At 55.2% G+C, this 16,035-nt stretch carries 14 protein-coding genes; 10 read left to right on the top strand and 4 right to left on the bottom strand.

Annotated elements, in window-relative coordinates:
* The first annotated feature begins 241 nt into the window (after positions 1–241).
* Positions 242–3,088, top strand: coding sequence for an outer membrane beta-barrel protein (locus V9K67_RS10000; protein ID WP_336721979.1), 2,847 nt, complete (start codon positions 242–244; stop codon positions 3,086–3,088).
* Positions 3,089–3,184: 96 nt separating this feature from the next.
* On the opposite strand, the gene V9K67_RS09995 is transcribed toward V9K67_RS10000, so the two are convergent.
* The gene (locus tag V9K67_RS09995; protein ID WP_336721978.1) at positions 3,185–3,355 is read right to left on the bottom strand and encodes a hypothetical protein; all 171 of its coding nucleotides are present in this window, start codon (positions 3,353–3,355) and stop codon (positions 3,185–3,187) included.
* Between the two features lie 331 nt (positions 3,356–3,686).
* Positions 3,687–4,547 carry a GLPGLI family protein gene (locus V9K67_RS09990; RefSeq protein WP_336721977.1) on the bottom strand — a complete coding sequence of 287 codons (861 nt, stop codon included), beginning with the start codon at positions 4,545–4,547 and terminating at the stop codon, positions 3,687–3,689.
* A gap of 112 nt (positions 4,548–4,659) precedes the next feature.
* Between V9K67_RS09990 and V9K67_RS09985 the strand changes: the two genes are divergently transcribed.
* From V9K67_RS09985 to V9K67_RS09975, 3 genes are read left to right on the top strand one after another with little or no spacing between them, the layout of a single operon-like run.
* Positions 4,660–6,090 (top strand): sensor histidine kinase, encoded by a 1,431-nt coding sequence (locus V9K67_RS09985; RefSeq protein WP_336721974.1) that lies wholly within the window; start codon positions 4,660–4,662, stop codon positions 6,088–6,090.
* The gene (locus V9K67_RS09980) at positions 6,087–6,776 is read left to right on the top strand and encodes a response regulator transcription factor (RefSeq protein WP_336721972.1); all 690 of its coding nucleotides are present in this window, start codon (positions 6,087–6,089) and stop codon (positions 6,774–6,776) included. The genes V9K67_RS09985 and V9K67_RS09980 overlap by 4 nt, the downstream gene beginning before the upstream one ends.
* Positions 6,777–6,809: 33 nt before the next feature.
* The gene (locus V9K67_RS09975; protein WP_336721970.1) at positions 6,810–8,522 is read left to right on the top strand and encodes a hypothetical protein; all 1,713 of its coding nucleotides are present in this window, start codon (positions 6,810–6,812) and stop codon (positions 8,520–8,522) included.
* A gap of 99 nt (positions 8,523–8,621) precedes the next feature.
* Here the strand turns inward: V9K67_RS09975 and V9K67_RS09970 are convergent, their stop codons facing one another.
* On the bottom strand, positions 8,622–8,969 hold the full coding sequence (locus V9K67_RS09970) for a hypothetical protein (protein ID WP_336721969.1): 348 nt from the start codon (positions 8,967–8,969) through the stop codon (positions 8,622–8,624).
* A 153-nt stretch (positions 8,970–9,122) separates the two neighbouring features.
* On the opposite strand from V9K67_RS09970, the gene V9K67_RS09965 reads away from it, so the two are divergent.
* Positions 9,123–9,938, top strand: coding sequence for an OmpA family protein (locus V9K67_RS09965; protein WP_336721967.1), 816 nt, complete (start codon positions 9,123–9,125; stop codon positions 9,936–9,938).
* A gap of 71 nt (positions 9,939–10,009) precedes the next feature.
* Positions 10,010–10,240: a hypothetical protein gene (locus tag V9K67_RS09960; RefSeq protein WP_336721965.1), complete on the top strand. Its 231-nt coding sequence runs from the start codon at positions 10,010–10,012 to the stop codon at positions 10,238–10,240.
* Between the two features lie 95 nt (positions 10,241–10,335).
* On the opposite strand, the gene V9K67_RS09955 is transcribed toward V9K67_RS09960, so the two are convergent.
* Positions 10,336–11,106 (bottom strand): protein kinase family protein, encoded by a 771-nt coding sequence (locus tag V9K67_RS09955; RefSeq protein ID WP_336721964.1) that lies wholly within the window; start codon positions 11,104–11,106, stop codon positions 10,336–10,338.
* A 141-nt stretch (positions 11,107–11,247) separates the two neighbouring features.
* On the opposite strand from V9K67_RS09955, the gene eat reads away from it, so the two are divergent.
* From eat to V9K67_RS09935, 4 genes are all read left to right on the top strand, one after another.
* Entirely contained in the window at positions 11,248–12,597 is a 1,350-nt protein-coding gene (eat, locus tag V9K67_RS09950; protein ID WP_336721963.1) for an ethanolamine permease, read from the top strand.
* A 27-nt stretch (positions 12,598–12,624) separates the two neighbouring features.
* Positions 12,625–13,983, top strand: a complete 1,359-nt coding sequence (locus V9K67_RS09945; protein ID WP_336721961.1) for a glutamine synthetase family protein — start codon at positions 12,625–12,627, stop codon at positions 13,981–13,983.
* A gap of 164 nt (positions 13,984–14,147) precedes the next feature.
* Entirely contained in the window at positions 14,148–15,287 is a 1,140-nt protein-coding gene (locus V9K67_RS09940) for an iron-containing alcohol dehydrogenase (protein ID WP_336721959.1), read from the top strand.
* A gap of 33 nt (positions 15,288–15,320) precedes the next feature.
* Positions 15,321–16,034 (top strand): gamma-glutamyl-gamma-aminobutyrate hydrolase family protein, encoded by a 714-nt coding sequence (locus V9K67_RS09935; protein ID WP_336721958.1) that lies wholly within the window; start codon positions 15,321–15,323, stop codon positions 16,032–16,034.
* Position 16,035: the final 1 nt, after the last annotated feature.

The following is a 16,035-nucleotide window of genomic DNA, read 5'->3' as shown; positions in this document are numbered from 1 at the left end:
ATTGGGGTATTAGGGGTTTAGGTTGAACACTCAAAATATTCAGATGCCGCCTGTAAGGGCGGCATTTATTATTGTATGTTCCCGGTACCGGTCTAACCCATATCCCAATTAACCAATGAATTAATTCCTTCTTGGCCAAAGTCCTCTTCAGCCCTTTCGTCTCTTCAGGGTCAAGCCTTAACGTTTTTTAACCGGAATAAACATTGGTTGGAAATACCTTCGTAATCATATTTAACTGTTTATGAAGAAATTTCTCCTGCTGATTGTCATGGTTCTGACTGGCACTGTCCTTTTTGCCCAAAAGACCCCCGGTTCCATAAAAGGAACCCTGAAAGACTCTACCGGCGGCGACGCCCTGAGCGATGCCACCGTGTCGCTGATGAATACGCAGGATTCTTCACTGGTGTCCTTCACCCTCACCTCCAACAGCGGATATTTTGAAATCAAGAATATTGCCCTCGGCAAATACCAGGTGCTGTTCTCCTTCCAGGGCTTCAACACCCAGAAGAAGAGCGTAGTAATCACCGAGGAAAAGCCCGAAGTGAACCTGGGCGACGTGACCATGCTGCAGGATTTTAAAACCCTGGGCGAAGTGATCGTGACCTCCGATGTGCCCATCCGGGTGAAAGGCGATACCATTGAATACAACGCCAGCTCTTTTGCCACCAAGCCCAATGCCACCGTGGAAGACCTGCTGAAAAAGCTCCCGGGCATGCAGGTGGAAAAAGACGGCAGCGTAAAAGCCCAGGGCGAGAGCGTGCCGAAGATCTACGTGGACGGGAAAGAATTCTTTGGCAACGACCCCCGCATGGCCACCAAGAACCTGACCGCCGATATGATCGATAAGGTGGAACTGTACGACGACCAGAGCGACCAGGCCAAATTCACCGGCATGGACGACGGTACCCGTACCAAGGCCATCAACCTGAAACTGAAAAAAGACAAGAAGAAAGGCCTGTTCGGTAAAGCCATGGGCGGCTACGGCACCGACGGTACCAACGGCGAATACGAAAACCGTTACCAGAGCAGCCTGTCGGCCAACTACTTCAAAGGCGCTTCGAAGGTGTCGGTGGTAGCCCGTGCCAACAATACCAATAATGTGGGCTTTAGCAATAACGATATGGTGGGCGGCTTCGGCGGCGGCGGCCAGGGCAACGGCTCGGGCATTACCAAAAACTGGAACGTCGGCACCAACTACACCGACCTGATCGGCACCAAGCTCGATTTCGCCGGCAGCTATTTCTTCAACCATTCCGAGAACGACAACCGCACCCTCAGCAACCGGGTGACCACCCTGATCTCGCGGGCTACCAAGGGCGACTCCATAGTTACCCGCCATTCCAATTCGTATTCCAATACCAACAACGACAACCACCGGGTCAACATGAAGATGACCTATAGCGTGGATTCGATGAGTTCGATCGTGTTTACCCCGGCAGTGAACTTACAGAACAGCGGCAGCACCAGCGGCAGCAGCTCGGAAAGCTTTGCCGATTGGAACAATACCTATAATAAGGTGAACGAGAACCTGTCGAACCGCAGCAACACCGGCGATGGCTTCAACGTAACCAGCAACCTGTTGTACCGGCGCAAGTTCCGCCGCGTGGGCCGGACCTTCTCCATTAACCTGTCCAATACGTATAATACCACCAACCGCGACGGTATGAGCCATACTACCAACGGCGAGTATTCCAGCTCTAGCAAGACCGGCGTGAAATACGTGGACCAGCTGAGCCTGCAGCAGAACCTGTCCAACAGCTATGGCGTGAACTTCTCCTACACCCAGCCGGTCAGCCGCAACAAAATGCTGGAGTTCAACTACGGCTACAACAAGAACGGCAACCGTTCGGACCGCGAGGTATTCGACTCCAACTACCTCAATCAGCAGTACGACCTGGTGAATGAGCAGCAGACCAACCTGTTCCGCAACGCCAACGAGTCGCACCGCATCGGTTCCAACTTCCGCGTGGTGCAGAAGAAATACAACTACCAGTTCGGCCTGTCGGCCCAGCAGACCAACCTGCTCAGCGACAACGTGTCGAAAGCCCAGAAGGTGCAGCAGGAGTTCTTCAACTTCTTCCCTACCGGCTCGTTCAACTACCAGTTTGCCCGCAGCAAGAACCTGCGTGTGTACTACCGCGGCCGTACCGCCCAGCCCAGCACCTCGCAGTTGCAGGAAACTACCGAGAACTCCAGCGGCATCAACATCAGCCGCGGTTATGCCGGACTGAAGCAGGAGTACTCCAACAACGTTTCGGTGAACTATAACTCGTTCGACATGCTGAAGTACCGGAACTTCTTCTTCCGGGCCTCTTTCTCCAATACCAGCAACCAGATCGTGACCAACACCATCACCGACTCGCTGGCGATCCTGCGCATCGCGAAGCTGGATTCGGTACTGAAAGGCGCGCAGCTGAACGTGCCGGTGAACGCCAACGGCGCCTACAACGCCAGCGGCAACTTCAACCTGGGCTTCCCCATCAACCGCATGAAGGGCGGCAACGTCAACTTCAGCTCCTCGGCCGGCTACAGCCGCGACGTGAGCATGCTGGACAGCGCTAAGTATTATACCAGGAACCTGAACCTGGGTGAGAACGTACGGGTGAACTACAACTTCAAGGAGAAGCTGGATGTGACCTTCAGCGGCAGCGTGAATTACAATAAGGTGAATACGACCCTGCGGTCGAACTCGGCCCGCAACACCTCTTATTATGTGTACGCGGTATCGGCTGATGTGAGCTATATCTTCCCGAAAAACTTTATCCTGGCCTCCGATATTGATTACACCACTAATACCGGCCTGGCTGCCGGCTACAACCAAAGCTTTTACCTGTGGAATGCCAGCATGTCCAAGCAGATGCTGAAGAACAACAGGGGCGAGCTGAAGCTGTCGGTATTCGACATCCTGAAGCAAAACCGCAGCATCCGGCGCACCTTTGCCAATAACTACACCGAGGACGTTCAGAACAACGTGCTGCAACAGTTCTTCATGTTAAGCTTCACCTACAACCTGAATCGCATGGGCGGCAATTCCTCCCAGGGCCGTTCCGGAAACGGTGGCGGCGGTTCAAGAGGCATGCGCAACTAACAGGAACCAAAACAAAAAGAGTCCCGCCGGTTGGCGGGATTTTTTTGGGGGGTACATGCCCAGTAAAAAAAATTCCCGCCAACCGGCGGGAACTTTTTATTTTGAATAAATCTTCTTCATCGATTCCTTCTCATGCTCGATCATCGAACCCGATTTCAGCACTCCGAAAATAGACCGGAAGAAACGAATTAAATTGATAGAAGGCTTGTAATAAGCCCGGTAAATTTCCGCCTCCTGGCGGGCGTATAAGATGCGTTTATTTCTCATATGGGAACGTTTGGTTTGAGGAATCAAGTTACGAAATAATGTGTTTATTCTGTTGATTTGTTGGGGAAAAACTTCCATTATTTTGTGAAATATATTTTTGTTGAACGAATGAGAAAGCGTGGTTAAACGAGTTTTTACGCTGAATCGTACATATGCGTATTAAATACATTAATGTCGGAATAGCCGCCCATACAATAAATACACCATCCGGGGCCCGGGACTCGTGGGCCGCCGTGAAAAAGGACATAAAAAAAGGGCTGGAAGCCCTGAAACGGCTTCCAGCCCCTAATAGCAGGTCGATGCGGAAGAAGCAATCCTGAAAAGGAATTCCTTAGTTGTTCCTTCCGCCGCCACCGCCTCCGGCATTCATTCGGATGCCACGGCCACCCTGGAAGTTGCGGCGCATTTCTTCCATCACCTTCTGGTTTTCCTTGGCATAGTCGGCTGCCGATATTCTTTTCCCGCCTTTCGGCTCTTTAATCGAGTTGACATTGACCTTAGGGGAGAATTCCACGGCCTTGTACACCATGCGGCCGTTATTGATCTCCAGCTGGAGGATCAGGCCGGGAAGCTGGCCGGGGTAGGACGGTCCGGCAGGCACGGGGATCTGCGGGGTAAACCAGGCGATGATGCGCGACGTGTCCTGCACTTCCTGCATTTTCATTTCGCCGTTTTCCATTACCGGGCGTGTGCGGGTAAGGTATTGTTCGGCGGTCGCCATCTGGGCCTTGTATCCCAGGATGGTCTGGCTTTCGCCGGTAAGCTTCCATTTCAGCTTCTGGATGCTGTCTTCCACGATATAGGTTTTCTGGGCCAGTTCGCGCTGGTCCACCTTGCGGCCGCTGGCGAAGTTGACATAGGAAAGGTCGTCGCCGCCCATGGCGCCGAAAAAGCGCATGCCGCCGCCGCCGCCAAAATTGCCGCCTCCGCCGCCACCGGCTTCATCACCGCCGGCATTCATATCGGGCAGCGACTCCCATAACGACTGGGTAGCGGAAAACGATAATTCGAAGCGGTCGGTACGGCTCCGCGGCCGGTTGTCGGCATCGGGGTTGTTATTATTATTACGGTTCCTTTGCTGGAAGGTGATGGTACGCTCGTAGGTGATCTTGCCCTCCTTGACCTGGGATTGGGCTTGGCTTTGGGCAAGGGAGAAGAAAGAAAGACAGACACACAGCAGCTTTGTTTTCATAGAAAATAAATTTTTCCGAATTTATTCCAGAGTTTGTTAACCGTAGTTGCAACTAAGTTAATAATGGTTAAATATATGATGCCGGGCAGGTGAAAAAGGTAAATTTGTTTGGATGCGTCAACTGAAAAACATTAAATGGCTGCCCGTGCTGATGGGTATTGCCATCCTGGTCATCACCCTCTTCCAATTGTATTGGCTGCGGGAGACCTACGAGCGGGAAAAGAAAACCCTGGAAATGCGGAGCCGTTTTACCTTCCGCGAAACGGTTTACCGGCTGCAGGCCGCCAAGCTGAAGCTGGAGAAAATGCCGGGCGATTCCGCTTTCTGGGCGGGACAACCCGGACACCGCGGGGACCGGCAGCACGGCGGTGGCGCCCATAACCTTCCCCGCCAGCGGATGATCGGGCTGATGAACGTGCTGCGGGAAAAAATGAAGGATTCCGCCGCCTCCGCCCAGATCCTGGGCGAATATGAAAAAGGCCGGTCGGGCAAGGAACCGGATAAATTCTCCCACAACAACCTGATACGCTTATTTCGCGATGTGGATTCCCTCCAGGATTCGGTGCACGTGACCGATATCGAGCGGGCCTTCAACGCCCGCATGCAGCAGCAAAATATGAAAGTGCCCTTTACCATCGTCAAGTCGAAAGCGGACTCCGTCGATGAGCCTTTCTCCGGCGGGGTGACCATTGGCTTTTCCAATCCCGTAGTGTACAAGTACCAGCTGGGCGAAACGAGGCCCTACCTGATCAACCGCATCAAGGAGCCCATCCTGCTGTCGGTATTTATCGTAGGCTTTACCATTTTCTCCTTCGTGCTGCTGTACAAGAGCCTGCTGAAGCAGCAGCGGCTGGCGCAGATCAAGAATGAATTTATCAGCAATATCACCCACGAGCTGAAAACACCTATTGCCACCGTCAGCGTAGCCATTGAGGCCATGCGCAGCTTCAGCGCTTCCATGGACCCCCAGCGCACCCGGGAATACCTCGATATTTCGGCCAACGAGCTGCTGCGCCTTTCCCTGCTGGTCGACAAGGTGCTGAAGCTGTCCATGTTCGAGAAAAAGGAAGTGGACCTGAAATACGAGCGCCTGGAAATGAAGGAGCTGATCGAGGAAGTTACCTCCTCCATGCGCCTGCAGTTCGAAAAGCACGGGGCCGACGTGGAAGCCCATTACGAGGGCGATACCACCCTGGAAGGCGACCGCCTGCACCTGGTCAGCGTTATTTTCAATCTGCTGGACAATGCCCTGAAATACAGCAATGCCAATCCCCACATCAAGATCCGGGCAAAAGGCAACCAGGGCAAGGTGACCCTGAATGTGACCGACAACGGCATCGGCATTCCCGAAGAATACCGCGAGAAGATCTTCGAAAAGTTTTTCCGCGTGCCCACGGGCAACCTCCACAATGCAAAGGGCTACGGCCTGGGCCTGAGCTACGTGGCCCACGTGGTCGACAAGCACAAAGGCACCATCAAGGTGGAATCAACCGAGCGGCAGGGCAGTAAATTCGTAATTTCGCTTCCAAAATACACGGCATGAGCAAAGCAAAAGTGTTATATGTAGAGGATGAGATCTTCCTGGCAAAGATTGTAAGTGAAACGCTGCAGAGCCGTGGATTCGAAGTGGTTTCGGAAAGCGACGGCGCCCGGGTGATGGAACGCTTTGAAGCTACCCGCCCCGATGTGTGCGTGCTGGACGTGATGCTGCCGCATAAGGACGGCTTTGTGTTGGCCGACGAGATCCGGAGCCGCGATGCCCAGGTACCCATCATCTTTTTAACGGCCAAGTCCGAAGTAAAGGACGTGGTGTTTGGTTTCAAAAGCGGCGGCAACGACTATATCCGCAAGCCCTTCAGCATGGAGGAGCTGATCGTACGCATCGAGAACGTGCTGAAGAAAAAGAGCGTCGAAGAGGTTCCGGCCAGCGAAGAGGTGGCTATCGGCCGCTATATTTTCAATATCCGGCGGCAGGTGCTGACCTTCGACAACGAGGACCGCAAGCTGTCGTACCGCGAGAGTGAATTGCTGAAGCTGCTCTACGAGAACCGCGACAAGATCGTGGAGCGGAAGGAAATCCTCAACCTGCTATGGGGCAGCGATTCGTTTTTCAACAGCCGCAACCTGGACGTGTACATTACCAAGCTGCGCAATTACCTGAAAAACGACCCGTTGCTGGAGATCATTACCATTAAAGGCATCGGTTACCGCTTTGTGGTGCCGGTTTAGAGGCCCCGGCAGGTTTTTTGGTGCTGCATCCTTATGGCAGCGTTCCGGTCCAACAAGCAGCGTAAGCGCTTTCTCCTGTACTTTTTAGGGTTCTTCCTCCTGGTGTTCGTAGTGCTGTTCGTTTTTGCGAACCGCTTTGTGGCGCCCGTACTGCGCGACCGCCTGAATACCCTGATCGTTACCGGTTCCGACAGCCTCTACACCTATCAACTGGGAAAGCTCAATGTCAATTTCTTCGGCGGCAACGTGGAAGTAAACGACCTGCATATCTGGGTGGACAGCACCCATTACCAAAAACTCGACCGGCAGAAGGCCCTGCCCGCCCTTACGTTCCGGCTGGACCTTCAGAAAGGACACATAAAAGGCCTGGGCGTGTATGCGCTCATTTTCGGCAAACAGATCCGCATCAAGGAGATCCTTTCCCGGGAGGCGAAAGTGAACCTGTCACGGCATGTTTACGAAAAGGTAAAAGAAGGGAAGAAGGTGGAGGCGGATACGGCCTATGAAGCGGTGCCCCTGTGGAAAGCCATCCAGCCGATGATCCGCAGCATCGATATCGGCCGCATTCACCTCGATGGCATCGAGCTGCTGTATAAAAATGCCGATACGGCCCGGTCGGTGAAGCTGCAGTTCGACCGCTGCGAAGCCCTGTTTGAAGACGTGCGGGTGGACAGCCTGGCGGAAGCCGATACGGGGCGCATCGCCTTTACCCGCGCCATTACCATGGACTTTTACGACCTGAAATTCCGTACGCCCGATTCTACCTACAAGATGAAAGCCGAGGTGATCCGTTATTCGTCCACCAAAAGAACCTTCGAGATCAATGATTTCAAGCTGCAGCCTACGCTGAAACGAGAGGAGTTTGTACGTACGGCGGCTCACCAGCAAAGCCTGTACACGGTATTGTTCAAAAAAGCGCTGTTTACCGGCCTGCAGCTGGAGCGGTTTATCAACAACAACGTGCTGGCAGCCGACAGCGTGCTGATCGAAGAGCCTGATATCGACATTTACAATGACAAGACCCTGCCGTCGATCTTCGTCAATAAGATCGGGCAGTATCCCCACCAGCATTTACTGAGGTCTTCCGCTACCGTACAGGTCAACGGCATGCGCCTGAGCCAGGGGCGGCTGGCCTATACCGAAAAAGCCGAAAAGACCGGCAAGGAAGGCACCCTGGCCTTCGACAACCTCAACGCCGTTTTTTCCAATGTCACCAACGACCCCCGCATCAGCAGCAAAACGCCGGAATGCACGGCCCTGCTGACCGCGACGATGTTCCGGAACGCTCCGGTGACCCTCGGGTTTACGTTTTACCTGAATGAAACAGATGGAAAATTTGCCGCCCGGGGCGGCATAAAGGGCGTGTCGGCCGCCCAGCTGAATACAGTGGCCGAGCCCCTGGGGAATATACATATCCAATCGCTGCAGGTCGACAGCCTGAGCTTCCTGGTGCAGGGCGACGACTACAGCGCACGTGGAGAGGTGCACATGCGCTACCGCAACCTTATGTTGGTACTGCGCAAGGCGGATGAAGAAACCGGCCAGGTAAAAACGAAAAAGTTTCTTACCAAGCTGCTGAACAAGTTTGCCCTTTACGACAGCAATCCGGGAAGCGATGGCAAGGAACGCGTCGCCACCAATGTGGTGTATGCACGTACCTCCTCCAAATCGTTCATTGGCGTGGTATGGAAAACGATCTTCGCCGGCATGCAGAATATTATGATGACAGCGGGCAGGTATGAATAGTTTACGAGTTTACAAGTTTACGAGTTGTTACGATTCTGGAAGAACTCGTAAACTCGTAAACTCGTAAACTAGAAGTTTCAGGAGGCAACTGTTTTATAGTTAGAGGTCTTCTTCATCTTCGTCCTCGTCCTCATCGTCCAGCACGTCGTCGTCGGCATCCAGTACCAGGTCGTCGTCGTCGACGTCTTCGTCGAGGTCGTCATCGATTTCCACGTCGATCTCGTCCTCTTCCAGGTCTTCATCATCCAGTTCGTCCTCGTCGCCCAGGATCAGGTCGTCTTCTTCCTCATCCTCGTCGTCATCATCTTCATCGGCCGGGCGGATGCTGCCGTTGATCAATGCGATATCCACATCCTCGGCCAGAACAGAGGGCCCTTCCATGCATGCAGAACCGAAGCTGCTGAGTTCTGTATGGTTAAAGTAATTCTCGGTCAATACTTTTTTCATAAAAAATGTTTAGGAGAATGGTCAGAAAAAATTGTATGCCATCTCTAAGATAAACCAATAAGCATATGATTCAATTCCGCAATCAAAAAAATTCATGAGGTATTCCTGCCCCTGGGTGGCATAGTTTTTAATGCTTCCACAAAAACGATTCATATGGTATCGAGAACTATTTTCATTGCAGCAACTGCCTGGGTAGTTTTATTAACCTCTTGTGTTTCACAGAAAAAGTACCGGGCAGCCCTGGACCGCAACCAGCAGCTGGAGGCCGAGGCCACCAAGCTGAACTCCAGTATCAATGAATTGAACAGCCGGGTAACAAGCCTGGACAACGAACGGGCCCGCCTGGCAAAACAAGGAGAGGACGCCCGCAAAAACGCCGCCGCCCTGGCCGGCCAGGCCAACCTGACGCAACAACAGCTGGAGGCCCAACAGAAACGCCTGGCCGATATGCAGCGGATCCTGGACCAGCAACGCCAGATGGCGGAAAACCTGCGCAAGAAAATGGCCGATGCCCTGGTAGGCTTTAGCGCGAAAGACCTGACGGTCACCACAAAGAACGGTAAGGTATACGTGAGCCTGCAGGAAAACCTGCTGTTCCCTTCGGGCAGCGCCGTGGTCAACCCCAAAGGCAAGGATGCCCTGGGCACGCTGGCGCAGGTGCTGAACTCCAACCCGGATATCAATGTATTGATCGAAGGCCATACGGATTCTATTCCCATCCGGGGCAAATACGAAGATAACTGGGCTTTGAGTGTGGCCCGGTCAACGGCCATCGTCCGCATACTGGTCAATAATTATGGCGTCTTCCCCACCCGGGTGACGGCCAGCGGCCGCAGCCTGTACGACCCGGTCGATACCAACAGCACGCCGGATGGCCGCCAGCGCAACCGCCGCACCGAGATCATCCTGGCGCCCAAACTCGACGAACTGATGAAGCTCATGGAGGAAAACCAGAACCAGGCCCAATAAATTAAAGGAAGGGGGAAATCAGGGAATCAGGATATTTGGAAGTCACTTGCGGAACACTTAAAACAGAAGAAATGGAACGGTTATTTTCAACCCACATCAGCATAAACGGCAGGAACGCGGAATACCACGTGGTGTTCGACCACGAGAAGTATATCTTTCAGCCGGAAGCACAGGAGGGGCAACTGCCCACGTTTTCCTTCATAAGGGAACACGATGAATGGCACGACCAGGAACCGGTGGCGCCTGCGGTAAAGAAACAGGCCGTGGACCAGCTGGAAAAATACCTCCTGCGCCAGCATTAAGCAGCATGTAAAAGGATGCGATAAACGAACGGGAGCCTGCACGCCTGCGATAATACCACCGCAGACGGGGCCCCCGTTTGCGGTATGCGGTTATTTTAAGAAGGGTCATCGAAGCCCGGGCGGACAAAGCAGGGCGCATGGGGAAATTCGTTCAGCGCCAGCTTTCGTACCTTATCCAGGCAGGCCAGCAGGGGCAGGATGCCGTCTTCCTTGCAGGGCGAAAGGGTCAGCAGCTGGGCCCAGGCCTGCATGGAACGCTCAATGGCAATGAGGGCGATCTTGGCCGACCCGTCGCTGTCCTTTTGAAAGCCATGCGCTTCCTCCCAGCCCTCATCTTCGATCTTGCCCGACAGGGCCCGCGAAAACTTGATGTAAATAAAATGCAGGTACCACTGGATCACCTCCAGGCAGTCGTTTTCCTTTAAAATGAGGTCCAGGGCCTCTTCTTCGCTTTTGATGCCCAGCTCCACCTGGTGGATCGCCTCTTCCGCTTCTTCCTGCAGGTGCTGGTGTTCCAAGAACCGCTTGCCTTCTTCCAGGTACTGGAAGCTCAGTTGGCTGATGGGGTGTTGCCGGACGTGCCGGCGGGTTTCTTTTTCCTTTTCCATAAGGGCGTCCATTTCCTCCTGCGACATACTGCAGATATCAATGCCGTGCTCTTTGGCCGCCTGGGTGATCATCTGCGTCGCGTTTTTGAAATTCTGGGACAAATGCTCCCAGAACGCCCGGTTGGTTATATCCTGTTCTTCAGGCGACTGGTCCTGGATGCTTTCATAAACGGCGCACCGGGCCGTAAAGCAGCACCGTTCGCACCAACGGTCGCAATAATTGTGAATGCCGGATATGTTATTGCGGTGAGCGGACATAAACTATATTTTCGATTACAGCAATATAAGGAACAAAAAATTAATAAGTGAATTTCGGGGCGTTTTCGAAAGTTCGCCGGATAGCCGGTGCATTCATTCCGATTGTCCCAATTCCCGGTTATATTTGAGAAAACCATTCCTTTGTCGTCCCCTTCCGAAAATCAACTGAAAAAGACCCTCAGCCCGGTGCTGCTGTGGGGGTTGGGTGTGGGTTATGTCATCTCCGGAATGTACTTCGGCTGGAACCTGGGACTTCCCTATGGAGGTACCCTGGGTTTTTCGGTCGCTACCTTCTTCATCATCCTGCTCTACCTGGCCTTTACGTTCAGCTATTCCGAGCTGGCCTGCGCCCTCCCCCGGGCGGGCGGCGCCTTCGACTATGCCAGCCGGGCGCTGGGCAAAGACCTTGGCTTCCTGGCCGGCATGGCCCAGAACGTGGAATTCATTTTTGCCCCGCCGGCCATTGCCTTCGCCATCGGCGCTTATTTCCATTTGTTCTTTCCGCAGGTGCCGGTGCTGGCTATTGCCATCTTCGCCTATATGGTGTTTACCGCCCTGAATATTTACGGGGTAAAAGCCGCCGCCGGCTTCGAGCTGGTGATCACCCTGCTGGCGGTGGGCGAACTGCTGTTGTTTTCGGTCCTTACCCTGCCGCATTTCAGCTGGGTCCACTTCCAAAAGAATGCGCTGCCGCAGGGGTGGTCGGGCGCTTTTGCTTCCCTGCCCTTTGCCATCTGGTTTTTCCTGGCCATCGAAGGGGTGGCCAACGTGGCGGAGGAAGCCATCAACCCGCAGCGGACCATCCTGCTGGGTTTTGGGTCGGCCATTGCCACCCTGGTGGTGTTGTGCCTGCTCACCTTTGCCGGTTCGGTTGGTGTTGCCGGCTGGGAGGCCGTGGTGTACGGCCCGGGCGGCGAACTGTCCGATTCGCCCCTGCCGCTGGCCCTGCGGCAGGTGACCGGAGGCGGCAGCTGGCTGTACCACCTGCTGATCACCGTGGGCCTGTTTGGCCTGGTGGCCTCTTTTCACGGCATCATCCTGGCTGCCGGCCGCTCGAGCCTCGAGTTCGGGCGCATGAAGCTGGCGCCGGAGATCCTGGGCAAGGTGCATCCCCGCTTTCGCACCCCCGCCCCTGCCCTGCTGGTGAATATGGGCATCGGCATCGTGGCGCTGCTGTCGGGGAAGACGGCCGAGATCATTACCCTGTCGGTCTTTGGTGCCCTTACCCTGTACATCCTGTCCATGACGGCCCTGCTGGTGCTGCGCAAAAAGGAGCCGCAGCTGCACCGGCCGTTCAAAGTGCCCCTCTACCCGCTGCTTCCCCTGGTGGCCCTGGTACTGTCGGTTATTTGCCTGGTGGCCCTGTCGATGTATAACGGCAAGCTGGCCCTGGTCTATTTCGCCATCATGGCCGGGACCTTCGCCCTGTTCCGGGTAAAGGTGCGCCGGGCGGAAAGAGGCGTGCGGGCTGCCGGTCCCCTGGAATCGTAAATCGTCACTTGTAAAACATCCATCGCTATGTCCGACAACGAGATCATCAGCTATGTAAAAGGACATCCTTCCGGGAAGGTGAAGACCGCTTTTACCGATATCGACGGCGTGTTAAGGGGAAAGTACCTGTCGGCGGAAAAGGCCCTGTCGGTGCTGGAGGGGGCTACCGGTTTTTGCAACGTGATCTTTGGCTGGGATGCGGCCGACGCTACCTATGACAATGCCCGCTACACCGGCTGGCATACCGGCTATCCCGATGCGCCGGGCAGGCTGGTACCTGCCACCTTCCGCCGCATTCCCTGGGAGCACAATGTCCCATTCTTCCTGGGCGAGTTGCTCCAGGCAGACGGAAGTCCTTCGCCCGTATGCCCGCGGCAGCTGCTGCAAAAAGTGGTGGAAGAGGCGAAGGCGGCCGGGTACTCGGCTACCATGGCCCAGGAATTTGAATGGTTCAACTTCCGCGAAACGCCGCAAAGCGCCGCCGATAAAGGCTACCGGCAACTGCAGCCGCTCTCGCCCGGCATGTTCGGCTACTCCATCCTGCGCACCAGCCTGGAGAACCCGTTTTTTTCGGACCTCTTTGAAGGGTTGAAAAAGTTCGACGTGCCGCTGGAAGGCCTGCATACCGAAACCGGCCCCGGTACTTTTGAGGCGGCCATCAAATATGCCCCCGCCCTGGAAGCGGCCGACCGGGCGGTGCTGTTCAAAACGGCGGTCAAGGAGATCGCCTACCGCCACGGCATCATGGCCACCTTTATGGCCAAGGTCAGCGAGCAGCTTCCCGGCTGCGGCGGCCACATTCACCAGAGCCTGTGGGACAAGAAGGGCAAGGAAAACCTTTTCTATGAAGCCGGGGCAAAGGAACATGTGAGCCCCCTGATGAGAAATTATATTGCCGGCCAGCTGCACTGCCTGCCGCATATACTGCCGCTGTTTGCACCTACCATCAACAGCTACAAGCGGCTGGTGGAAGGCGCCTGGGCACCCACCACCCTTACCTGGGGCATCGACAACCGCACCGTGGCCCTAAGGGTGCTTTGCGGCAGCAGCGGGGCGGGCCGCCTTGAAACCCGGGTAGTAGGCGCCGACACCAATCCCTACCTGGCCATGGCCGGCTGCCTGGCCTCCGGACTTTACGGCATTAAAAACAACCTGGAACTGAAACAGCCGCCGACAGTGGGAAATGGCTACACCGATTTTTCGAACGGCACCCTGCCCCGCACCCTGGAAGAAGCCACCCGCCTGATGAAGGACTCGGCCCTGGCCCGCGAATTATTGGGCGAAGCCTTTACCGACCATTTCGTCAGTACCCGCGAATGGGAATGGCGGCAACACCTGAAGGCGGTTACCGATTGGGAGTACCGGCGGTACTTTGAAATTATATAAGCGGGGTGTTGGGATTGGTTAATTGGTTAATTGGGAATTAGGTAGCGGAGTCGTTCCCTGATCAATTACCAAGGCTCAACAAGCAATGAGTTATTCGAAGCAATCCGCAACTTCCACCTAAACCCCTAATACCCCAATTAACCAATTAACCAATTCCTCCTCTCATGAGCATTTACCAATACAACTTCCCCACGACGATTCGCTTCGGGGCGGGCGCCAGCAGTGAGCTGGGCGATTACCTGGTGAAAAACGGCTTGTCCCGGCCGTTGGTGGTGACCGACCCTACCGTGGCGGGCCTTTCGTTTTTCCGGGAAATTATCGGGGGCTTAAAACGTAAGAACATCTGGGCCGAGGTCTTTCACGACATTCACCGCAACCCGGTGAAGTCCGATGTGTACCGGGGCACGGAGGTGTATGACCAAACGGGCCGCGACAGCATAATCGGCATTGGCGGAGGAGCTGCCCTGGATGTGGCCCGCGCCATCGTGCTGCGGGTCAACCACCGCGAGGACCTGTTCAAGTACGACGACCTGGTGGGTGGCGATGTATATGTGACGGGCGACGTGCCGCACTTTATTACCATTCCCACTACGGCGGGAACGGGCAGCGAGGTAGGCCGCAGCGCCATCATCGCCGACGACGAAACGCACCAGAAAAAAATCCTGTTTTCGCCCAAGCTGCTGGCAAAGGTGGTGTTTGCCGACCCCCTGCTGACGATGGAGCTGCCGCCGGCCATCACGGCCGCCACGGGTATGGACGCACTGACGCACAACCTCGAGGCTTTTTTGGCAAAGATGCCCCATCCCCTTTGCGAAGGCATTGCCCTGGAAGGCATCCACCTTATTCACCAGTCGTTGGAGCGGGCGGTGAACCGGCCCGACCTGGAAAGCCGGAGCAACATGCTCATTGCCTCGCTGATGGGGGCCGTGGCGTTCCAGAAAGGACTGGGGGTAGTGCATTCGCTGGCGCATCCCTTATCCTCGCTGCTCGACACCCACCACGGCCTGGCCAATGCGGTCAACCTCCCCTATGGCATGGCGTATAACATGGAGGGCTGCGAATATAAATTCAGCCGCATTGCCCGGACGCTGGGCCTGAAGGAAGCGACCGGGGAGGCGGTGGTGGCCTATCTTTTTGACCAGAATGCGGCCATTGGCATCCCCCACCGGCTGGGGGCCATCGGCGTATCCAACGGGCACATCGACACGCTGGCCGACCTGGCCTTTGCCGACTTCGCCCATCCCAACAACCCCAAGCCGGTCAGCCGGGAAGATTTTAAGCAATTGTATCTGAAGGCCTTGTAAATTTATTCTCCCGGAACGCTAAAACCACCAGCAATGAAAACCATAACTATTGGCATCACCGACGGCCCCAAATACAGCAATTACGAAAACTGGATCACGCAGCAGGAAGGCGTGCGGGTGATCCGGCTGGGTTACCGCGACGACAACCTGGCAGACATTCAGCACTGTGACGGCCTGCTGCTGAGCGGCGGCCACGATGTGCACCCCGAGCGGTATCACAAGCCCGAATACCTGGAGCAATGCCCGGCCGGCAATATCGATGAGCAAAGGGATACCTTTGAGTGGAAGTTGCTGCAATACGCCCAGGACCAGGGCCTTCCGGTGCTGGGCATCTGCCGCGGTCTGCAACTGGCGAATATATTCTTCGGGGGAACCCTTATCCCCGACCTGGTCACTTCCGGCAAAACCGACCATACCTGCACGGCCGCCGGCGACCGCTACCACGGCGTGCGGGTGGCGCCCGGTTCACTGCTAGGGCAAATTGCCGGCGCCGGAACCGGGGAGATCAACAGTTCGCACCACCAGAGCACCGATGTGCCTGGCCAGGGCCTGGTTGCCAATGCCTTTTCCGAAGAAGGGGTTATCGAAGGGCTGGAATGGGCGGAGCCGGACGGCAAGCCGTTCCTGCTGCTGGTGCAGTGGCATCCCGAGCGCATGGCCGATACCGAAAGCCCGTTCTCCCAAAATATCCGCGACAGCTTTTTGAAGGCAGTGAGGGCATCAGAGAAATCTACAAAAGCCGTATAGA

The sequence above is a fragment of the Huijunlia imazamoxiresistens genome (assembly GCF_037132455.1).
Taxonomy (GTDB): Bacteria; Bacteroidota; Bacteroidia; order Chitinophagales; family Chitinophagaceae; genus Flavisolibacter; species Flavisolibacter imazamoxiresistens.
Note: the sequence above shows the minus strand (reverse complement) of the source record. Positions and strands in the feature narration are given on the sequence as shown.

What these genes read in the sequence shown, in the direction of transcription:
- V9K67_RS09945 (WP_336721961.1), top strand. Translation starts at nt 12,625, where the DNA reads ATGTCCGACAACGAGATCATCAGCTATGTAAAAGGACATCCTTCCGGG.
- V9K67_RS09985 (WP_336721974.1), top strand. Translation starts at nt 4,660, where the DNA reads ATGCGTCAACTGAAAAACATTAAATGGCTGCCCGTGCTGATGGGTATT.
- V9K67_RS09965 (WP_336721967.1), top strand. Translation starts at nt 9,123, where the DNA reads ATGGTATCGAGAACTATTTTCATTGCAGCAACTGCCTGGGTAGTTTTA.
- V9K67_RS09955 (WP_336721964.1), bottom strand. Translation starts at nt 11,106, where the DNA reads ATGTCCGCTCACCGCAATAACATATCCGGCATTCACAATTATTGCGAC.
- V9K67_RS09960 (WP_336721965.1), top strand. Translation starts at nt 10,010, where the DNA reads ATGGAACGGTTATTTTCAACCCACATCAGCATAAACGGCAGGAACGCG.
- V9K67_RS09935 (WP_336721958.1), top strand. Translation starts at nt 15,321, where the DNA reads ATGAAAACCATAACTATTGGCATCACCGACGGCCCCAAATACAGCAAT.
- V9K67_RS09995 (WP_336721978.1), bottom strand. Translation starts at nt 3,355, where the DNA reads ATGAGAAATAAACGCATCTTATACGCCCGCCAGGAGGCGGAAATTTAC.
- V9K67_RS09990 (WP_336721977.1), bottom strand. Translation starts at nt 4,547, where the DNA reads ATGAAAACAAAGCTGCTGTGTGTCTGTCTTTCTTTCTTCTCCCTTGCC.
- V9K67_RS09940 (WP_336721959.1), top strand. Translation starts at nt 14,148, where the DNA reads ATGAGCATTTACCAATACAACTTCCCCACGACGATTCGCTTCGGGGCG.
- V9K67_RS09970 (WP_336721969.1), bottom strand. Translation starts at nt 8,969, where the DNA reads ATGAAAAAAGTATTGACCGAGAATTACTTTAACCATACAGAACTCAGC.
- V9K67_RS09980 (WP_336721972.1), top strand. Translation starts at nt 6,087, where the DNA reads ATGAGCAAAGCAAAAGTGTTATATGTAGAGGATGAGATCTTCCTGGCA.
- V9K67_RS10000 (WP_336721979.1), top strand. Translation starts at nt 242, where the DNA reads ATGAAGAAATTTCTCCTGCTGATTGTCATGGTTCTGACTGGCACTGTC.
- V9K67_RS09975 (WP_336721970.1), top strand. Translation starts at nt 6,810, where the DNA reads ATGGCAGCGTTCCGGTCCAACAAGCAGCGTAAGCGCTTTCTCCTGTAC.